Raw genomic sequence first — 17630 nt, forward strand, 5'->3', positions numbered from 1 at the left:
ATGCGGGCATTTCATGCACCAAATTACGACTCACCAGTCATTCAACGGCAGGGTCGATGAACTGATTTGGCGCATGAATCGATGTCCGCACACGAACCGCCAGCAAATGAATTAGAGTTTTTCTGCTTGGACGCCCGGCAACAGCGCACCTACGCCGAGCGACGCACCACGACACAGCAAAAGTTGTACCAGGCATTTGCACTGAACCTTCGCGCAAGGCTCATACTCGAACGCTTCAAAGCCACCTACGGAGATCCACCCATGGCCAGCATCAAGGCAAAGACTGCTCAAGAAATCCTGATGAACGACTTCCAGACTCTGGTTGCCGACACCGAACGCCTGCTCGAGCACACCAAGACCCTCGCTGGCGATCAGGCCGATGAGCTGCGTGCCCAGATCCACGACAGCCTGCTGCGTGCCCGGGAAACCCTGAAAGTGACTGAAGACACCCTGCGCGAACGCGGTCAGGCGGCGGTCACCGCTACTGAAGACTATGTATCGGCCAACCCATGGCAGTCGGTGGGCATCGCTGCCGGCGTCGGCTTTCTGATCGGCCTGCTGGCAACTCGGCGCTGATCATGTCGATCGGTGAATCCGGCCCGACTGCGGGCACCGCCTCCTCCACGCGTCGCCTCGGCGCTGCCGTTCTGGGCCTGCTGCACAGTCATGTCGAGCTGTTCGGCATCGAATTGCAGGAACAGAAATCACGCACCGTCAGCCTGCTGCTGTTCGCTGGCCTGGCACTGGTGTTTGCCCTGTTGTTGCTGGTGGGTCTGTCGACGCTGGTGATGATCATCTTCTGGGACACCTACCGCCTGGCAGCGATCATCGGCCTGTGCGTGTTTTATACACTGGCGTCGATCTTCTGCGGCCTGCGTCTCAAAGCGGCGATTTTCGATGAGTCCTCGCCTTTCCACGGCACGCTCGAAGAGCTGGCCAACGACCGGGAGCGTCTGCTGCCATGAGCCTGCCTGAACTTCCGCAAAACAGCTCACGCCGGGAAATGCGCAAGGCGCTGATCCGCCTGCGCATGGAAATGCATCGTCAGGAAATCCGCCACGAGACCGCGCAAGTGTTGCAACCGTTGCAGCGCATGCGTGGCATGAAGCAGAACGTGCAGGATGGTTTCGGCATCAAGCACGCGCCGTTGTGGGGCGTGGCGGCGGTGACGCTGCTGGGTTTCCTCACCGGCAAAGGCTCGAAGCGCAGCAGTGGTGGCGGTTTGACGCGACTGCTGCGTCTGGGCACGACGCTTGGGCCGCTGATCAGACTGGTCATGCACAGCTCGGGCAAACGCTGAAGCGCCCATCTGGCTACATTCTTGCAATAGCGCCGGGATGAATCTCCTTATCGGGAGATTCATCCCGCGTGCCTATCCGGCAAGCGCGGCCAAACCAAAAACAAGATTAAGGACTTGCCGTGATCGACGGGCAACCGCTCGCCTGTTTTCAGCCTTTCATCGATACCGCCACCGGCCGCATCGCAGGCGTCGAGGCATTAGGTCGCTTGCGCCAGAGCGATGGTCAACTGACCTCGGTCGGGCCATTGTTCGCCGACCCACGGACCCCGGCCACCGCTTTGCGCCGTCTCGATCGGCAGGTCCGTGACCACGCCCTCAGCCGCCTGCATGAAGCGCCGGCGGAGTGGTTTCTCAGCCTGAACATGTCGCCACGCTGGATCAGTCGCCTGCGCGCCGATCAAGCGCTGCCAAGCCTCAAGCAATTGGCACGACACGAGGTTGATCCGCAGCGCATCGTTTTCGAAATCACCGAACTGGGCGGTAACAGCGAACGCCTTGCCCACGTGGTCGGGCGCTACCGTGACGCAGGGGCAAGAATCGCCATCGACGATTTCGGCGCCGGCTATTCGCAGCTGGATCGGGTGCTGGCCCTGCAACCGGACATTCTCAAGCTCGACATGCGCCTGTTTCAGGCTGCTGCCCTCGGCGGACCGAGCAGCGATGTGGTCAAGGCTCTCGCGCAAATGGCCGAGAAAACCGGCTGCTGGATCATCGCCGAAGGCGTCGAAACCGAAGCGCAGCTGAATTTTGCTCTGGAATGCGGTTCGCGCTACGTGCAGGGTTTTCTCTTCGCCCGGGCGCAGGAAGAGTTCTTCGCTACGGATGCTTTCGTCGCGCATTTCGCGCAATTGCGGCAACGCTACGTGAAGCAGAAACTCAGCGAGCGCGGAAGGCTGATGCAGATGCGTCAGCAACTCGGCGAGCTGATGGCGATTCTGCAGCAATGGGCGCAGGCCCGCGCCCCGCTCAGTGCATTGCCGCAATTGCAGGCGTTTCCCTGGCTGCTGCGCTTTTATCAGTGCGACCGCCACGGCACGCAACTGACGCCCAACCTCGAATGGCGGCATGACGGCTGGTTCGCCGATGACCGCTATCTGGGGCACAACTGGTCGTGGCGACCGTACTTCTATCATCTGCTGGCCGAAGGCTGGGAAGAACGCCGCCTGACCCTGTCGAACACCTATCGCGATGCCACCAGCAACCAGTACTGCCTGACTGCGGGGCAGTTTTTCGATAACGGCGAACGGCTGTTGCTGATCGATATCGATGCGGCGGGTCTGTAGTTCCGCTTGCAGGCGCGCAGCCGAACCGGGAAGCTAGGGCGATCAGTCACCAGACGGAGAGAATCAGCCTTGGATTGGCCTACCCTGCTCAACCGCGAACGCCTCGGCAAGCCGCTGCACAGCCCGCAAGAACTCGGCCGCAGCCCTTTTCACAAAGACCATGACCGCATCATTTTCTCCGGTGCCTTTCGCCGCCTCGGGCGCAAGACCCAAGTGCACCCGGTCACCAGCAACGATCACATTCATACCCGCCTGACCCACTCGCTGGAAGTCAGTTGCGTCGGCCGCTCGCTGGGCATGCGTGTCGGTGAAACCTTGCGCAGCGCGCTGCCAGACTGGTGCGACCCGGCCGACCTCGGCATGGTCGTGCAATCGGCTTGCCTGGCGCATGACATCGGCAATCCGCCGTTCGGCCATTCCGGCGAAGACGCGATTCGCCACTGGTTTCAACAAGCCGCCGGGCGTGGCTGGCTGGACGGCATGAGCGAGGCCGAGCGTGGTGATTTCCTCAATTTCGAAGGCAATGCTCAAGGCTTTCGCGTGCTGACGCAGCTGGAATATCACCAGTTCGACGGCGGCACGCGCCTGACCTACGCGACGCTGGGCACCTATCTGAAGTACCCGTGGACCGCGCGCCACGCCGACTCCCTCGGCTACAAGAAACACAAGTTCGGCTGCTATCAGAGCGAGCTGTACTTAGGCCTTGCAGCCAAAAATGACATTTCTTGAAAAGCAACAGCTAAAAAGCTATAAGTGCAACTATCTGGAAATATCTAGCCGCTTTAGCTTTCAAAAAAAGAATAAGAAGGGTTTTGCTAGGACCTACTTTACCACCGATGCCGTGAACCAAGCTGAACCACTGTATCAGCATCGAACCAACCAACTTGTTCGAGAGTTTCATGGAGAACTCTACTCCTATCAATAAAACTTTGTACGCTCACAATAAAACTCCTTAACAAAACCAACATTCGAAATGTTTAAATTATCGACTCTGATTCCTCCTGTCAGCCTTTTCAGCGGGCTCGACGTAATCACCAATATCGACGCCTGACCTAACAAAATCAGCCAGTTTACTAGCATAGAGTTGGCTATGAGGGTTACTGATGATTACCTTGTTAGCAAGGAGAATCTGATCAACATCGTGAACGTCATGAACTGTCAAAACATTTGTGTTCCCTTTCACTTTTGGAAAATGGATATGAGCCATAACCCTAGGCGAGAGAGGAATAGCACCGTAGGCCAATAAATCAAGTTCTGGCGGAGGGTTCATGTGTATGAGAGAAGGTGAATCAGATGTCAGATAACCTAAGTCCGTATGGTTTCTAGTGATAGTTAATGTGCAACCGGATTTCTCAAGCGAAGCTGAAAATTCTAGTGCATGAAAGAAAGCCATAACCTTCAACACAGAGTCTTTTTGTTCTTCGGTTAGAGTTTTTTTGAGGCCGTTTCGATCAATATGAATCTTCGGGATAAGGCTCCGAAGCTCAATCATCTTCTCTTTTGTTCTAAATAGTTGCGTCCCAAATAGCACAAAGATAAACGTAGCGGTTTTGCGAGTAGGTTTATACCAAGACTCATCAAAATCTGAATTAGCAAATTTTTTAATTTCGGCCGATATTGCAGTCTCAATTCTTTCATAATTATCTTCAAGGTGGTGAAGAGTCATATGCTTGAAGGCAGACTTTACGTTTTCAAGTAAAGCTTCATCGCGATTAACGATGCCAATTTCTTTGTTTATCACATCATCCATTAGCTTCAGCAGAGTCAAATTCTGCAAGTGCTTTTCAAGAACCTTACTGCATAGAGACTGCTCACCGAACATATATTTAAGCGTGTCAAGGACATCATCATCAATCTCAATGCCGTAGAAGTATCTTTCTGTACCTACCTCCTTCGCCGTTTGTTTGTCAAAAACTTTAAAGCTATCGAACTCCGATCTTTTCACAAAAAACCGTTTATTGACTAGCCACTGCTCCAAATAAAATCTAGACACATAATGTTGATTCTTTTTGTAATTCAACTTTGTGAGGTCAATCATTTCACAGTTTTCAGCGTTGTTTTCCATAACCCTATTCCTTAGCATACCAGTGCGTCACAGCCATTATGTCGTTCTGCATAATCTCGATGAAACGAATCGCCTCTCAGCTCTATCGCTCTAGACCCATTCCATTGAATTGACGTGCCAAATGCATCGCATAGTTGTCGGTCATGCCACTAACGTAATCGAGCACCTGCATAATTGCCCCATACTCTCTGGAAACACCGTTAGATCCGTTCAAGGCGGTTAAATCTAAACTCAAAAGGTCAACCACCCGCCTTGTCTTGGAGTCGGCTACGCCGCCGCTTCTGACGTAATTCAAGGCGGCAGTACAGCTTACATTCAACAAGGTAGAAATGGTGCTGTAGGCTCCAATCTCTAGCTCAACCTTGCGGGGATGCTGAAAGATTTCGTCTCGAGCGAGGGCTTTAGCAGACGCTACACAGTCCCTAACGTTTCTGTCGCACAGGTCAAGGATACCCAGAGCCTTACCGGCCATAATCTCATCATGGTTGCCCATAAAGGCAGCAGCACCAGCATCTACAAAAGCTGAAATGACTTTCCCACGTACCAAAGAGAGCCGACGACCTACCTTCATGCCTTGCATGTCTTTCATGAGCTGGTTTTTCTGATGGTCATCAAGGACAAGACACAGGATCTCAAAGACCTTATCCCACTCCAAAATTCCCATTTCTACACCATCCTCAAGATCCAGAATGGCATAACAGAAGTCATCAGAGACCTCCATCAGGTTCGCAAGGGGATGACGACAACGCCAGCCTTCACCCAGTTGAAGCAGGCCGGTAGCATCTGCCACCTCGTTAAAGAGGTCTAACTCAGAACTGTAGACCCCATATTTGTTCTTAACAGGCCGCAGGTCATTCATCGCGTCTTCAGCCAACCATGGGTATTTGATGAATGCACCCAATGAAGCGTATGTCAGACGCATGCCTCCATCATGAGGATGGTACTCAGATGTCGTCAGAACCCTGAAGCCTTGTGCGTTGCCTTCAAACCGACGCAGGTCAGTGGCCTCTGATAGAGGAAGATGCTCAATGAGCTTTGCACCAGCGTCATTGGAGAACCAGTGACGTATTGCCTCTTCGCCAGTATGACCAAATGGAGGATTGCCAATGTCGTGAGCGAGGCAAGCAGTTTGGACAATATCACCAATATCAGAAGCCGAATGTTGCTCGGGTATCAGCCGCTTACTCAGAAGCTCTTGGCCTACTCTCACGCCCAGCGTCCGCCCAACACAAGCCACTTCTAAGCTATGCGTGAGGCGATTGTGAACATGGTCATTAGTAGCCAGAGGATGAACCTGTGTTTTTCTGGCAAGACGTCTGAAAGCACCGGAGAATATCACTTTGTCATGATCTGAGTGAAAAGGTGAACGGCCTAGCTCAGATTTAGGAGGCCGATCACCAAGACGGGTATTATTCAGCAGCTTATCCCAACTCATACTAGCCATATCACTACCTTTAACACATAGGCAAAGCGTTTAAATATAGCTCAGCCATAGATATTTGCAATAAAAAAGAGATACGCACTAAACAGTTGATTAAGAGCTAACCATTCAAACCCGTCCAGCATTCCAAAATACTAAAAATTAAACGCTACATCCAGCACATCACTTTACCCAAGCTTTGAGGACGGGATATAGTTTGAATATCGAAAAACACCCAAGACCTTCGCAGGCAGGAACACATGACTGATAAAGCTCTCAACAATCAAGAAATAGAGAAAATCAGTCAAAAAATGGATTTACTGATAGAAACCTCAAGCACCAACCTCATAAACTACTGCCAGATAGTTCAAAAAAAGAGAGGTGAAACGAATTTTTTGACAGCTCAACTGTATTACACAGTGGGCACGGGATATTACTCAGCATACAGAGCTATAATCGCGGACGAGTGGAGTTCACCTTACATAAAAAGAGCTATCTATTATTTACGGAAAGCCTTGCATGAGCTGAGCAGTCAAAAAGATAAATACTATAGTTTTGAAAGCAGTAAAGGACTTGCCCACTTTAGCACTGCACACCTCCGCTCAAAAATAAGTATAAATCTTGCAAATTACCTGACCGAGCAACATCGGCATCTTGAAGCCTTAGAATTTTATGATTTAGCTATTGATGAAAAAAATGCTTTCGGCCTCATCACCAAGGCACTATGCCTGATAGAAGCCAGCGAGAGCATATATGATGAAAACTCAAGATTCTTTTTCTACAAACATTCATATAGACTTTCTAAAAAAGCAAAACTATCAGAAAGCGTAAGCACTCCGGGAGAACAGAACTTATTTGAGCAGCTAAATCATCGACTCAATCATTACTGCAAATGGTTTGAAGCCCAATACCCTAAATATCTAGATTCCGACCACTCAGACACTCACAAAGAAAACTTTATGAACAGAAAGCATAAATCATACCTTGACTGGGTGGGGAAGAATAAACTATTCCTGAATTTCACAAACAATGTCATCACAGAGGAATACGCATACGAAGATTGTCTTTACTTGCCTTCATTTAGTGGAAAAATAAATCACTTATTACTCCCCAGTGAAGAACTTGCATACCACTCTCACTTTGAAGAGATAAAAGACACCTATAAATATGCTAGATACCTATTCCATACTGCCTTACAAATCCCAATCGAAACTGAGCACATGTATAATTCGACAACCTCACAAGTCGAAAGCTACGATTCGACCTTCTACGACTTAAAGACCAATCACTACAGAACAGCTCTTCGCTGCCTTTACTCCATACAAGACAAAATCGCTTACTTCATCTATAAATTTTTTAAAGTCTCAGACAGTGAAATACCCGAACACAAAGTCAACATAAACAGCATATTTTCTTCTAACCAGAAACCCGCTATTTGGTTGAGTGAAGTCAAAAACCCATATTTGAGAGCACTTTATTTTCTGAGCCAAGACATTCATGATACTGGCGAAAAAAATAGCACTACCAATAAAGACCCTAACGCTAACCTTTTCCTAGCCGATGTTAACTACCCAAGAGCAAACGTTGTAAATAAAATACGGAATGCTCTTGAGCATAAATCGCTGAAAATAGTTGATTCGTTCGGATATGAGCTATCCCAGAAACCCTATAACCCGGAAAACACCCTGAAAGCAGCCGAAACAAAGCTGAGCGAGCTGGATGCTGATAGCGAAGAGCACAAAAAACTAGTTGAGCTTATAACAGAAAAAAAACGGCTCCAGTCGTATGGTGAAGCCATATCAATCGAAGACCTTGAACAGCAGATCATGGGCCTATTCAAAATGTCCAAAACGGCAATGATGTACCTAGCCTTGTCCATTCACCACCAAGAAAAGTCGCTACCTGACGATGACACTCTTCGGATCCATCGAGAGGTTCCGCACCGCTGACTCTGCTAGCCCGATGGAGCGGACTATTGAAAGTCCTAGCCTAAAACCCCAAATGTCAGCATGCGTCGCTTAAAGGTTCAGTGATGTGTGTTTTAATAAACCCAAAAGGCTGCTTTCAAAGGCAGAGCACACCCCTGCCCCATAACTAATTCTTAATAAGCAATCGATGCTGTTTGTCCGGCAGGTATATTTTTCTGTATTTTAGGAAGCTGTCAGGATACTTTTTTAGACCCGTAGTGAGTATTACTTGGTAGGGTTTTCCATAGTGCTCAAGCTCTCCAATTTTTTCCAAGCAGCGTTTAAGATTATCTAGCTCAATTCCTGATGTTTCTGGCGTATCTATAATTAGGAATCTTGGGAAAGGGACGTTTTCCTCTGAAAGAGATAAGTTCATAAGTGCTAGATAATACATCAGTCTTTTTGATACGGCCGAACTAGCCTCCCTATATTCACCGCCACCAACTATTGGCAAGTAATCCTCTATACTGATTCGTGCGACATTACAGTCAGGAAGCGAGTCGGTCATTAACTTATTATATATCGCACTCAGCTTACCGACTTTATCTTGTATGTCTATCTTAGCGTTGGCCTCAAGCTGGTCTGTCAATAATTTTGCTGTTTCATGGTCGCTTCTTTTCCTTTCGTAATCGTTTGTCAGACGAACATTCTTACTCTCCGCCTCCATTTGTTGGCGTATCGTCTCTATGTCCTGACGAGTATTTAAAATCTCGTCATCAATATCATTTATCGTATCAAGGTCTATTGGCGTGTCGAGATTATCAACACGCTCTTCTATTTTTCGCATTAACTCAGGAAGTTCAGCCTCAATATGCATGATGGCTTTTTGGATGGCACTCAGCTCTTGCTCGCAGTCAGTTATTGCTATCTCAATAGTATGAGTAGTTTTTATCTTGGACTTGTAAATATCTTTGTATTCTTTGGATGTATAAAAAAAACGCTGGTACTGTTCTTCTCTGATTTCAGATCCACACACACAATGTCCGGCTATACGCTCAACTTTACCCAAGCAATATGGGCAAGTGTCTGCTGAAAATAAATTGAGCTGATCGTGAGAATGAATTATTTTGGATATTTGTGAAATCTCTCTAAGAGTGCTCTCTTTTATGGAGTTCAGCTTGTGTCTTTCTCCAATCGTTGAAATTAACGTTTGATTTAACTCGCTTAGTGTGAGCTGCTTTTCAGTTATTTTATTTTTTAGGTCGATTAGTGCAAAGTCTACGGTTGACTTTTTTGTGTCTCTACTGCTTTTGAATTGATTTCGTGAGTCATGCAGTTTTTCTAACTGATTTTCTTTTTCCTGCAGGTTTTTCTGTAGGAACGTAATATTTAGCGGCTCAGAGCTTCCTGACAACTCCTCTATGATTCGTGAGTATTCTTTTAGAAGTCCTGCCGCGATGATTTTTTCCTTCTCCAGAGCCTTAGATCTGGAAAGAGAGTCATAATAATCCGAGTATGTTTTACCGACCAAAAGTTCAAAAATAGCTTTCCTCAAAAGCTCTGAGTCGTTCATGAAGTTGTTCTGAGTGTCCAGCTTTTTGTAGACGCCTCTCGGGTCTGGTTGCTGGTCATGATATATAAGACGCATTAGGTCATTGAAGTTTATTTTAAAATTTCGATGCCCCTGATATAGCTCTACAACAGATATTTTTAGCTTCGATAAAATCCAATCCGAAAATATATATTCAGACTCTTGCGAGCGGAATACTTGCAATATAATTGGAGCAACATCGCCATTATGTATGAGTGCTAGGGACTTTGTCTGAATGTCACTTGCTTCTAATGTTGAAGATATAGTTATGTCATTGTCTTCTATGAATCTTGTGAGCTTGAAGCTTTCATCATTTATTTTTATGTAAAGTTCAACCCGATTATCTTTATCGTTCGTTATTTCTTTGTGCTGTTCTTTTTTCTCTTTGCGGCTGAATTCATTCACTCTGCCGCCGAGGCCATAGTAAATCAGGTTACAAAAGGTGCTTTTACCTGTGCCATTATCACCTTCTATAAGAATAAGGTTCTCGTCGAATATGGGGGACTCAAAATGATAGTTGGCACCTTGGTAAACTATCTTTTGGATTCTTAAATTTCCCATATTTTTACACCTCTATCCCTATATATTTTGCTGAGAAAAGTGTCAAGAGTAAGTGCAGTGCTTCTCTGGATTATTGCTTTGAATTTTTGACAGTTTTGGTACTCTGTGCCGAATACTTTTTTTGATAAAAAATCTTTTGGAAGCTTGTCTATTTTTAAGGTTATGTTAACTAAGGTTTCTATGCTTCCTTGCTGCAAGCTTACATAACCTCTTTTTTCAAGAGTGAAAAGGATTTTTAAAATTTCACTTCTTTTTGCTAGACCATTAGTGTAACTCTGAAACAAAAAATCTTTATCGTTTTTATGTAGCTTTTCTAGAGGTATAGCCTCCAGTATCAGTATGTTTCTTTTGTTATTTATTAGCTCAATTATAAAAGATAGCTTCCTATAATCCTTAAACTCTCTCCCTTTGGTACATCCAAGGCAGTCAAGAATAATAATAATTGAGTAAGTTATAAGGTAGAAATCGTCCGAAGAGATGAACATTAAATTCTTTTTAGCAGCCTCGTTCATTTCGATTTCTCCTCGTCAAGACTTACAAGACATGAGTCTATCAGATTGAGAACTATGCTATTTATGGTTTCCCTGTTAGATACGGAGTAGGTATAGTCTTTCTTCAATTCTTCAACAGAGCTAACGGCTTTCTCTTGCAGTATCTTTATTGTCATATCAATACATTTTTGGTCAACGTCTTTCTCTAGTTTTTGATGGTCAAAAAAGTAATCATCACACGCCTCAAAAACTCTGTATTTCAATGACAAGAAACTTTTATTGCTTGCATCCTCTTCGGTCTTGGAGTTACAAGCTTTCCTTGCTAGCGTCGCAATTCTCGACTTTGGATAAGCTGGACAAACATCTAATATTTTCTCTTCAAGATTTCGTTTATCACTTATCTTTAAGGACAGTTCTTGAAGGTCTTTCCAAATTGGATCAAGCAACGATTCATTTATTTCAGATTCAGCCATCTTAAAGATGAGGTGCACCTCAGCAGAATTTATGAACCTTTCGGCATAGTCTTTGAAATGCTGCTTCTCATCGATCTTATCTAATAACTTTGCAAGGATTAATTGCTCTTTCCCGCTCATGCTAATTTGATAATAATTACTTTCTTTTATTAGCTTTTCAGCTATCTCTTGAAGAGCCGACTCGTCTTCTTGTCCTGAAAGCCAAGTTATCTTATTTAAGAAACTTTTAAAGTCACCTAAAGGCATGTCTTCCAGTGCTTTTAGGTGCCCATTACCTTCTATTTTTTCATATTGATCTTTATATTCGTCAACCAATATGGATTTGATAACACTTGCTGCCTCGTCGGTAATTTCGGACTTATTTTGGAGCGTTTCAAGAATTGGTTTCTTGGGGAGTGCTATTTTGGTTCCATCGGAAAGCTTATCTTTTCTCTCCTTTCCGAAATTTGTTGTTGTGTAAAAATTAAACGTAAACAAGGTTGAGTAACTTTTTTGCCACTTACCTATGTAAATATCGAAAAAACTTACAAGCGTATTGATCACTGCATTTGAGAAAATGGTGAAGTTACTTTCAGGATCAAAATTTTTGTCTTCTTCAATTATCTGCTCAGTGGTGAAATCTGTAGTTTTTATTATTGTTACATCTTCTTCAACCTCAATGGCAGCATAATAAAAATTCACATGCGAGTTTTCGCTCGACGCTTCAAGCAGTAGCCTTGCCGCACGAAGCTTCTGTAATCGAAAACCTTTCGTCTTATCGGCTGCATCACGATTTATAATTTGCGTCATAGCGACGTGTAATCCGTTACTGAGGTTCAAGCGGTAGGCAGAACCCTAACCGAGGGTGGTTGTGATGTCCATATGCCTGTATCCGCACGACCCTTTCCTGACGTAAGGCATGTAAATTGAAGACGTTGGGCAGACGATCCCTCAACCTTCCGAGCACACCCATCCAAATTGCCCTTGATGCTCCAGCCCTTGTCTATCTCCATCAAAAACCTCGTTACCTCACGATTCCGTTCTGCTCATAGCTAGAGGGGTTGCGTGCCGCTAACGCTGCCCATCCCGACGGTGCGAGAGTCTGTAAATCAAGCAAAAAATATAATTTATTCCTGATAAATCAATTGCATAGCAGCTTATTAATTTGGTTGCCAAATTGAACGTAGCGGGCTGCCGCTGCTCGAACAGATCGCGCACAAACTCGGTCTGCCGCAAATCGAAGACCAGCGCTGGGCACGCCATCCATTGGTCTACCTGATGGAAGCCGCTGATGACATCTGCTATGCGCTGATCGATCTCGAAGACGGTCTGGAAATGGAGTTGCTCGAATACGCCGAAGTCGAGTCACTGCTGCTCGGTCTGGTCGGCGACGATTTGCCGGAAACCTATCGCCAGCTCGGCCCGCAGGATTCCCGCCGGCGTAAACTGGCGATCCTGCGCGGCAAGGCCATCGAGCACCTGACCAACGCGGCGGCGCGGGCATTTGTCGAACAGCAGGATGCTCTGCTCGCCGGCACGCTGCACGGCGATCTGGTCGAACACATGCACGGGCCGGCGAAGCGCTGCGTGTTGAACGCCAAGGACATCGCGCGCAAGAAAATCTTTCAGGACAAACGCAAGACCCTGCATGAGATCGGCGCGTACACGACGCTGGAGATCCTGCTCAATTCGTTCTGCGGCGCCGCGCTGGAGCAGCACAACGGTCGCACGCCGTCGTTCAAGAGCCGGCGCATCCTCGATTTGCTTGGCAACAATGCGCCGGATCCGCAGGGTTCGTTGCACAGTTCGTTTCTGCGCATGATCGATTTCATCGCCGGCATGACCGACAGTTACGCCAGTGACATGGCACTGGAAATGACCGGGCGTTCAAGTCACTGAGTCTTGAGGGGTCAGCCGGTCACTGATCTGACCGGCTGACCCCCATGAGAGTTTTGCTGAATGCCCCTGTGAACCAGGTGAGATTCAACTACGCTTGACCCATTAACCAGATCAAATAAACACCGCTGATTAAACACAACTTTAAACACCGACAAATAATTGAATATCAATATTGGCCTTCGGATCATTTCAATCTTCGGCCAATTGATTGCTCGCCCTTCCTTACGCCGAACCTAATTTCAACGTAGTCTCTTTCCTCATTACGCGTAGGATTAATCCGATAACGTAGTCGCGACACTACCAGTCCATGCGAGTGCTCATGCATCTGAGCTAAGGTGCGCGCTTTATTCATGCTTGCATGGGACTCTATTTATGAACTCCGTTTTTATTGTGGACGACCATCCGGTCATCCGCCTCGCCGTGCGAATGCTCCTGGAACATGAAGGCTACAAGGTCGTCGGCGAGACCGATAACGGTGTCGATGCCATGCAGATGGTCCGTGAATGCATGCCCGACCTGGTCATTCTCGATATCAGCATCCCCAAGCTGGACGGCCTCGAAGTGCTGGCCCGCTTCAACACCATGGGTTCGAATTTCAAGATTCTGATTCTGACGGCGCAGTGTCCTACGCTGTTCGGCATTCGTTGCATGCAATCCGGCGCATCGGGATATGTCTGCAAGCAGGAAGACTTGAGCGAATTGGTCAGCGCAATCAAAGCGGTACTTTCCGGTTATAACTATTTCCCCAGTCAAGCGCTTAATCCGGTGCGCGCCGACGACACTCGATACGCTGAACTTGAACTGTTCAAATCCGTCAATGACCGCGAACTGATGGTATTGCAGTTATTTGCTCAGGGACGTACCAACAAGGAAATAGCCAAGGGCATGTTTCTGAGCAACAAGACCGTCAGCACTTATAAAAAGCGTCTGATGCAAAAACTCAAAGCCAGATCCCTTGTAGAACTTATCGAGATGGCCAAACGTAACGCACTCGTGTGAGACTCCGCATGCCCAGCCGTGTAAAGGACTACCTGATTGCCTTGAGCGCTGTTCTGTACCTGAGCGCCAATGCCCTCGCCGCGCCAAGCGCTTCACCGGACTATGCATTGCTCAGCCGCTCGGCCACCGAGGCCGTGCAAACTGTCCTGCAGCCGTCACAACGGCAATGGCTGCAGACTCGCAGCGAACTGAAACTGGGTACCTCCGCACCTGATTACCCGCCATTCGACATGACCGTCAGTGGCCAGGACTACGAGGGACTGACCGCCGATTACGCAGGGATTCTCGGTCAGGCCACCGGTTTGCCGATTCGCGTGCAGCGCTTTCCCTCGCGCGAGGCTGCAATTCGCGCCTTGATCGATGGCCAGATCGACCTGCTTGGCACAGCCAACGGCTACGAAGCAGGCAATGCCAACCTCGCGCTTTCCAGACCCTATGCGGTCGATCAGCCCGTACTGGTAACCCGCGAGGACGAAACCCGCTCGTTGACCGAAGGCCTCGCCGGCCTGCGCCTGAGCATGGTGTATCACTATCTGCCGGTGCCCGAGATCAAAGCGCTGTATCCCAAAGCGCTGATCACTTGCTATCCGTCCTACCAGAACGCAATCAACGCGGTGGCCTTCGACCAGGCCGATGTGTTTCTCGGCGACACCCTCTCCACCCATTACATGATCAACAAGGGCTATCTCAACAATGTCCGTATGGCCAACTTCGGCAAGCAGGAAGCCCATGGCTTCAGCTTCGCCGTGCGGCGCAGCAATCCGCAGCTGCTGGGCATCATCGACACGGTGCTCGCAGCGATCCCGAGCAGTCAGCGCGACGACATCGCCAAGCGCTGGAGCGCCGGCAGCGACCTGCTGCTCACTGACAGAAAACTGCAGCTGACAGATCGTGAGGAAAACTGGCTCAAGCAGCATCCCGTCGTCAGCGTGGTGGTCAATGAAGCTTACGCACCGTTGACCTTCTTCGACAGCGCCGGCAATTTCCGCGGCATCAGCGCCGACCTGCTCGAGCTGATCCGCTTGCGTACCGGCCTGCGTTTCAAGGTTCAGCGCAGCCGCAACGATGCGGAAATGATCAGGCAGATCGACAACCACAAAGCCGATCTGATTGCCGCCCTGCTGCCGAGCGCCGAACGTGAAAAAAACCTGAGTTTCAGTCGCCCGTATCTGGAAAATTCCTACGTGCTGCTGACCCGCAAAAGCGCCGACAGCCCGACCAATCTGGGCCAACTCAAAGGCAAGCGTCTGGCGATCGCCCAAGGCAATCCGCTGGTCGCCTACTTGCATGAGAATTTTCCGGGCATCGAACTGATCGAAACCCCCGACACGTTCAGCGCCGTGTCGATGCTGGCCGACAACCATGTCGACGGTGCGGTGAACTCGCTGGTGATCGCCAACTATTTCATCTCATCGCGCATATTCGATCGGCCACTGCAAATCACCACCACGATCGGCACCAGTCAGGCAGCCTTCTCGCTGGCGACCGCACGTGACAACACCGAACTGGCCTCGATCATCAACAAGGCGCTGCTGAGCATCGCTCCCGAGGAGCTCGGCGTGATCAACGGCCGCTGGCGCGGTTACTCCACGGCATCACAGAACATCTGGCAAAACTACCAGCGCCTGTTCTACCAAGTGGTCGCAGCCGCCGGCCTGATCCTGCTGCTGTTGTTGACCTGGAACGCCTACATGCGCCACCAGATCAAACAACGCCAGGCCGCCGAACGAGCGCTGAACGATCAACTGGAGTTCATGCGCTCGCTGGTCAACGGCACGCCGCACCCGATCTACGTGCGAGATCGCCAGGGTCTGCTGCAAAGTTGCAACGACAGTTATCTCGAAGCGTTCAACGCCAGACGCGAGGACATCATCGGCAAAGGCGTGATGCAGGGCACCCTGAGCAACGCATGCGAGGCCGAGGCATTCCAGGCCGATTACCAGAGAGTCATTGCCGAAGGCATTCCGTTGATCCTCGACCGGCCCCTGCACATCGGCAGCCGCCGTTTGACGATTTACCACTGGATTCTTCCCTACCGCGACTCCAGCGGTGACGTTCAAGGGATTATCGGCGGCTGGATAGACATCAGTGAACGCCGCCAATTGTTTGAAAAACTGCGTGCAGCCAAAGAACAGGCGGACGAGGCGAACCGGGCCAAAAGTACCTTCCTGGCAACCATGAGCCATGAGATCCGTACGCCGATGAACGCCGTGATCGGCATGCTCGAACTGACCCTGCGACGCATCGATCCGCAACATCCCGATCGCGCATCGATCGACACGGCCTACCATTCGGCCAAGGATCTGCTCGGGCTGATCGGCGATATCCTCGACATTGCCCGCATTGAGTCGGGACGTCTGAGCCTGTCCCCGGAATGGATCAATCTGGTCGACACGGTGACCTCCGTTGCACGCATCTTCGACGGCCTCGCGCGGCAGAAAAACCTTGCCTTGCAAGTCGTCTTCAACCCGCCGCACCCGGCTGTGGATGTGCATCTGGATCCGCTGCGCTTCAAGCAGGTGCTGTCCAACCTGGTCAGCAATGCCATCAAGTTCACCGACAGTGGCCACGTGCGGATCACCCTCGACCTGATCCCGGCAGACGCTGCTGGTCGAACATTGATGCAGCTGACCGTGCAGGACAGCGGCTCAGGCATCAGCGCCGAAGATCAACAGCGCTTGTTCGAGCCATTCTCGCAGGCGGAAAACGGCAGTCGGCAGGCAAAAAACGGCGCCGGACTGGGGCTGGTCATCAGTCGCAACCTGTGCGAAATGATGGGCGGACAACTGCAGTTGAGCAGCCAGCCCGGCATCGGCACTCAGGTGTGCATATCGCTGCCGCTGGACAGCCTGCCGGCAAAGGCGAATCCGCCGAAAAGCGAACCGTTGATCAAGCCTGCGACAACGCCGTTACATGTCCTGGTTGTCGACGACCATCCGGCCAACCGTCTGCTCATGTGTCAGCAACTGGAATTTCTCGGTCATCGCTTCAGCATTGCCGAAGATGGCTGCAGCGGCCTCGAACGGTGGAAGGCCGATCATTTCGATCTGGTGATCGTCGACTGCAACATGCCCTTGATGAACGGCTACGAGATGACCCGTGGGATTCGCCAGCTTGAACTGCAAAACCATCGCCCGCCGTGCACCGTGCTGGGTTTCACCGCCAATGCTCAGCCGGAAGAAGTCCAGCGCTGCAAGCTCGCCGGCATGGACGACTGCCTGTTCAAACCGTTGAGTCTGACCCTGCTCGGACAGTGGATCGACGGCATCACGCCGGCTTCACCGGCCTCGGTGTTCGACCTGCAAAGTCTGAGCTTGCTGACCGGCAACAACCCGGCGCAGACCCGACGCATGCTGGTGGAACTGCTCAAGAGCAGCCGCCTCGACCGCGAGGAACTGCTCAGGCTGTCGCCCGAGGATGATCGCGAAGCGCTGGCGGTGGTTGCGCACAAGATCAAGGGCGCAGCACGCATCGCGCAGGCCTCGCGGCTGATTGAATGTTGTGATGAGCTTGAGACCGCTTGCGAGCAAGCGCTCGCGCCACAGGAGATTGCCCGTCGCTGGGCGGCAACCAGCCAGGCGATGCTCGAACTGGCGCAGGCCCTGCAGCAGCAATTGACCCTGGCCGATCAAGGCACAGTCAGCGAGTCTTAACTATGCTTG

At 49.7% G+C, this 17630-nt stretch carries 12 protein-coding genes and 2 pseudogenes; 9 read left to right on the forward strand and 5 right to left on the reverse strand.

From position 1 onward, the window contains the following. Nucleotides 1-261: 261 nt before the first annotated feature. From OC605_RS01930 to dgt, 5 genes and pseudogenes are all read left to right on the forward strand, one after another. Nucleotides 262-576: a YqjD family protein gene (locus tag OC605_RS01930; RefSeq protein WP_016770842.1), complete on the forward strand. Its 315-nt coding sequence runs from the start codon at nt 262-264 to the stop codon at nt 574-576. A gap of 2 nt (nt 577-578) precedes the next feature. After that, nucleotides 579-965, forward strand: a complete 387-nt coding sequence (locus OC605_RS01935) for a phage holin family protein (protein ID WP_008079909.1) — start codon at nt 579-581, stop codon at nt 963-965. Beyond that, on the forward strand, nt 962-1300 hold the full coding sequence (locus OC605_RS01940) for a hypothetical protein (protein ID WP_262136172.1): 339 nt from the start codon (nt 962-964) through the stop codon (nt 1298-1300). The genes OC605_RS01935 and OC605_RS01940 overlap by 4 nt, the downstream gene beginning before the upstream one ends. 119 nt (nt 1301-1419) lie before the next feature. Next, nucleotides 1420-2583, forward strand: coding sequence for an EAL domain-containing protein (locus OC605_RS01945; protein ID WP_262136173.1), 1164 nt, complete (start codon nt 1420-1422; stop codon nt 2581-2583). A 69-nt stretch (nt 2584-2652) separates the two neighbouring features. Then, a pseudogene (gene dgt / locus OC605_RS01950) lies at nt 2653-3282 on the forward strand (dGTP triphosphohydrolase); the annotation flags it as partial. A gap of 283 nt (nt 3283-3565) precedes the next feature. Here dgt and OC605_RS01955 read toward each other — a convergent pair. Beyond that, nucleotides 3566-4648, reverse strand: a complete 1083-nt coding sequence (locus tag OC605_RS01955; RefSeq protein ID WP_218425331.1) for a DUF4238 domain-containing protein — start codon at nt 4646-4648, stop codon at nt 3566-3568. An 82-nt stretch (nt 4649-4730) separates the two neighbouring features. Then, nucleotides 4731-6092: a deoxyguanosinetriphosphate triphosphohydrolase gene (locus OC605_RS01960; protein WP_410055972.1), complete on the reverse strand. Its 1362-nt coding sequence runs from the start codon at nt 6090-6092 to the stop codon at nt 4731-4733. 236 nt (nt 6093-6328) lie between these two features. Here OC605_RS01960 and OC605_RS01965 point away from each other — a divergent pair, with 236 nt between their 5' ends. Beyond that, nucleotides 6329-8017: an LA2681 family HEPN domain-containing protein gene (locus OC605_RS01965; protein WP_262136174.1), complete on the forward strand. Its 1689-nt coding sequence runs from the start codon at nt 6329-6331 to the stop codon at nt 8015-8017. 145 nt (nt 8018-8162) lie between these two features. Here the strand turns inward: OC605_RS01965 and OC605_RS01970 are convergent, their stop codons facing one another. The 3 genes from OC605_RS01970 to OC605_RS01980 are packed head-to-tail and all read right to left on the reverse strand — an operon-like array spanning nt 8163 to nt 11880. Beyond that, nucleotides 8163-10127: an AAA family ATPase gene (locus tag OC605_RS01970; RefSeq protein WP_218425329.1), complete on the reverse strand. Its 1965-nt coding sequence runs from the start codon at nt 10125-10127 to the stop codon at nt 8163-8165. Beyond that, nucleotides 10115-10639, reverse strand: a complete 525-nt coding sequence (locus tag OC605_RS01975; protein ID WP_262136175.1) for a hypothetical protein — start codon at nt 10637-10639, stop codon at nt 10115-10117. The genes OC605_RS01970 and OC605_RS01975 overlap by 13 nt, the downstream gene beginning before the upstream one ends. Beyond that, a complete protein-coding gene (locus tag OC605_RS01980; RefSeq protein ID WP_262136176.1) occupies nt 10636-11880 on the reverse strand; it encodes a hypothetical protein in 1245 nt (414 codons plus the stop codon). The genes OC605_RS01975 and OC605_RS01980 overlap by 4 nt, the downstream gene beginning before the upstream one ends. Before the next feature lie 375 nt (nt 11881-12255). On the opposite strand from OC605_RS01980, the pseudogene OC605_RS01985 reads away from it, so the two are divergent. The 3 genes and pseudogenes from OC605_RS01985 to OC605_RS01995 form a co-directional block, all read left to right on the forward strand. Then, nucleotides 12256-12969 (forward strand): annotated as a pseudogene (locus OC605_RS01985) (deoxyguanosinetriphosphate triphosphohydrolase); the annotation flags it as partial. Between the two features lie 372 nt (nt 12970-13341). Further along, entirely contained in the window at nt 13342-13968 is a 627-nt protein-coding gene (locus tag OC605_RS01990; RefSeq protein WP_016770847.1) for a response regulator transcription factor, read from the forward strand. Between the two features lie 8 nt (nt 13969-13976). Further along, nucleotides 13977-17621, forward strand: a complete 3645-nt coding sequence (locus OC605_RS01995; RefSeq protein WP_262136177.1) for a transporter substrate-binding domain-containing protein — start codon at nt 13977-13979, stop codon at nt 17619-17621. The last annotated feature ends 9 nt before the right edge of the window (nt 17622-17630 follow it).

The sequence above is a fragment of the Pseudomonas sp. Marseille-Q5117 genome, assembly GCF_946901175.1.
In the GTDB taxonomy this organism is placed as follows: Bacteria; Pseudomonadota; Gammaproteobacteria; order Pseudomonadales; family Pseudomonadaceae; genus Aquipseudomonas; species Aquipseudomonas iranensis.

Bases quoted from the DNA above. Each gene is read 5' to 3' on its own strand.
- OC605_RS01935 (WP_008079909.1), top strand. From the start codon at position 579: ATGTCGATCGGTGAATCCGGCCCGACTGCGGGCACCGCCTCCTCCACG.
- OC605_RS01990 (WP_016770847.1), top strand. From the start codon at position 13,342: ATGAACTCCGTTTTTATTGTGGACGACCATCCGGTCATCCGCCTCGCC.
- OC605_RS01980 (WP_262136176.1), bottom strand. From the start codon at position 11,880: ATGACGCAAATTATAAATCGTGATGCAGCCGATAAGACGAAAGGTTTT.
- OC605_RS01955 (WP_218425331.1), bottom strand. From the start codon at position 4,648: ATGGAAAACAACGCTGAAAACTGTGAAATGATTGACCTCACAAAGTTG.
- OC605_RS01975 (WP_262136175.1), bottom strand. From the start codon at position 10,639: ATGAACGAGGCTGCTAAAAAGAATTTAATGTTCATCTCTTCGGACGAT.
- OC605_RS01960 (WP_410055972.1), bottom strand. From the start codon at position 6,092: ATGGCTAGTATGAGTTGGGATAAGCTGCTGAATAATACCCGTCTTGGT.
- OC605_RS01995 (WP_262136177.1), top strand. From the start codon at position 13,977: ATGCCCAGCCGTGTAAAGGACTACCTGATTGCCTTGAGCGCTGTTCTG.
- OC605_RS01965 (WP_262136174.1), top strand. From the start codon at position 6,329: ATGACTGATAAAGCTCTCAACAATCAAGAAATAGAGAAAATCAGTCAA.
- OC605_RS01930 (WP_016770842.1), top strand. From the start codon at position 262: ATGGCCAGCATCAAGGCAAAGACTGCTCAAGAAATCCTGATGAACGAC.
- OC605_RS01940 (WP_262136172.1), top strand. From the start codon at position 962: ATGAGCCTGCCTGAACTTCCGCAAAACAGCTCACGCCGGGAAATGCGC.
- OC605_RS01970 (WP_218425329.1), bottom strand. From the start codon at position 10,127: ATGGGAAATTTAAGAATCCAAAAGATAGTTTACCAAGGTGCCAACTAT.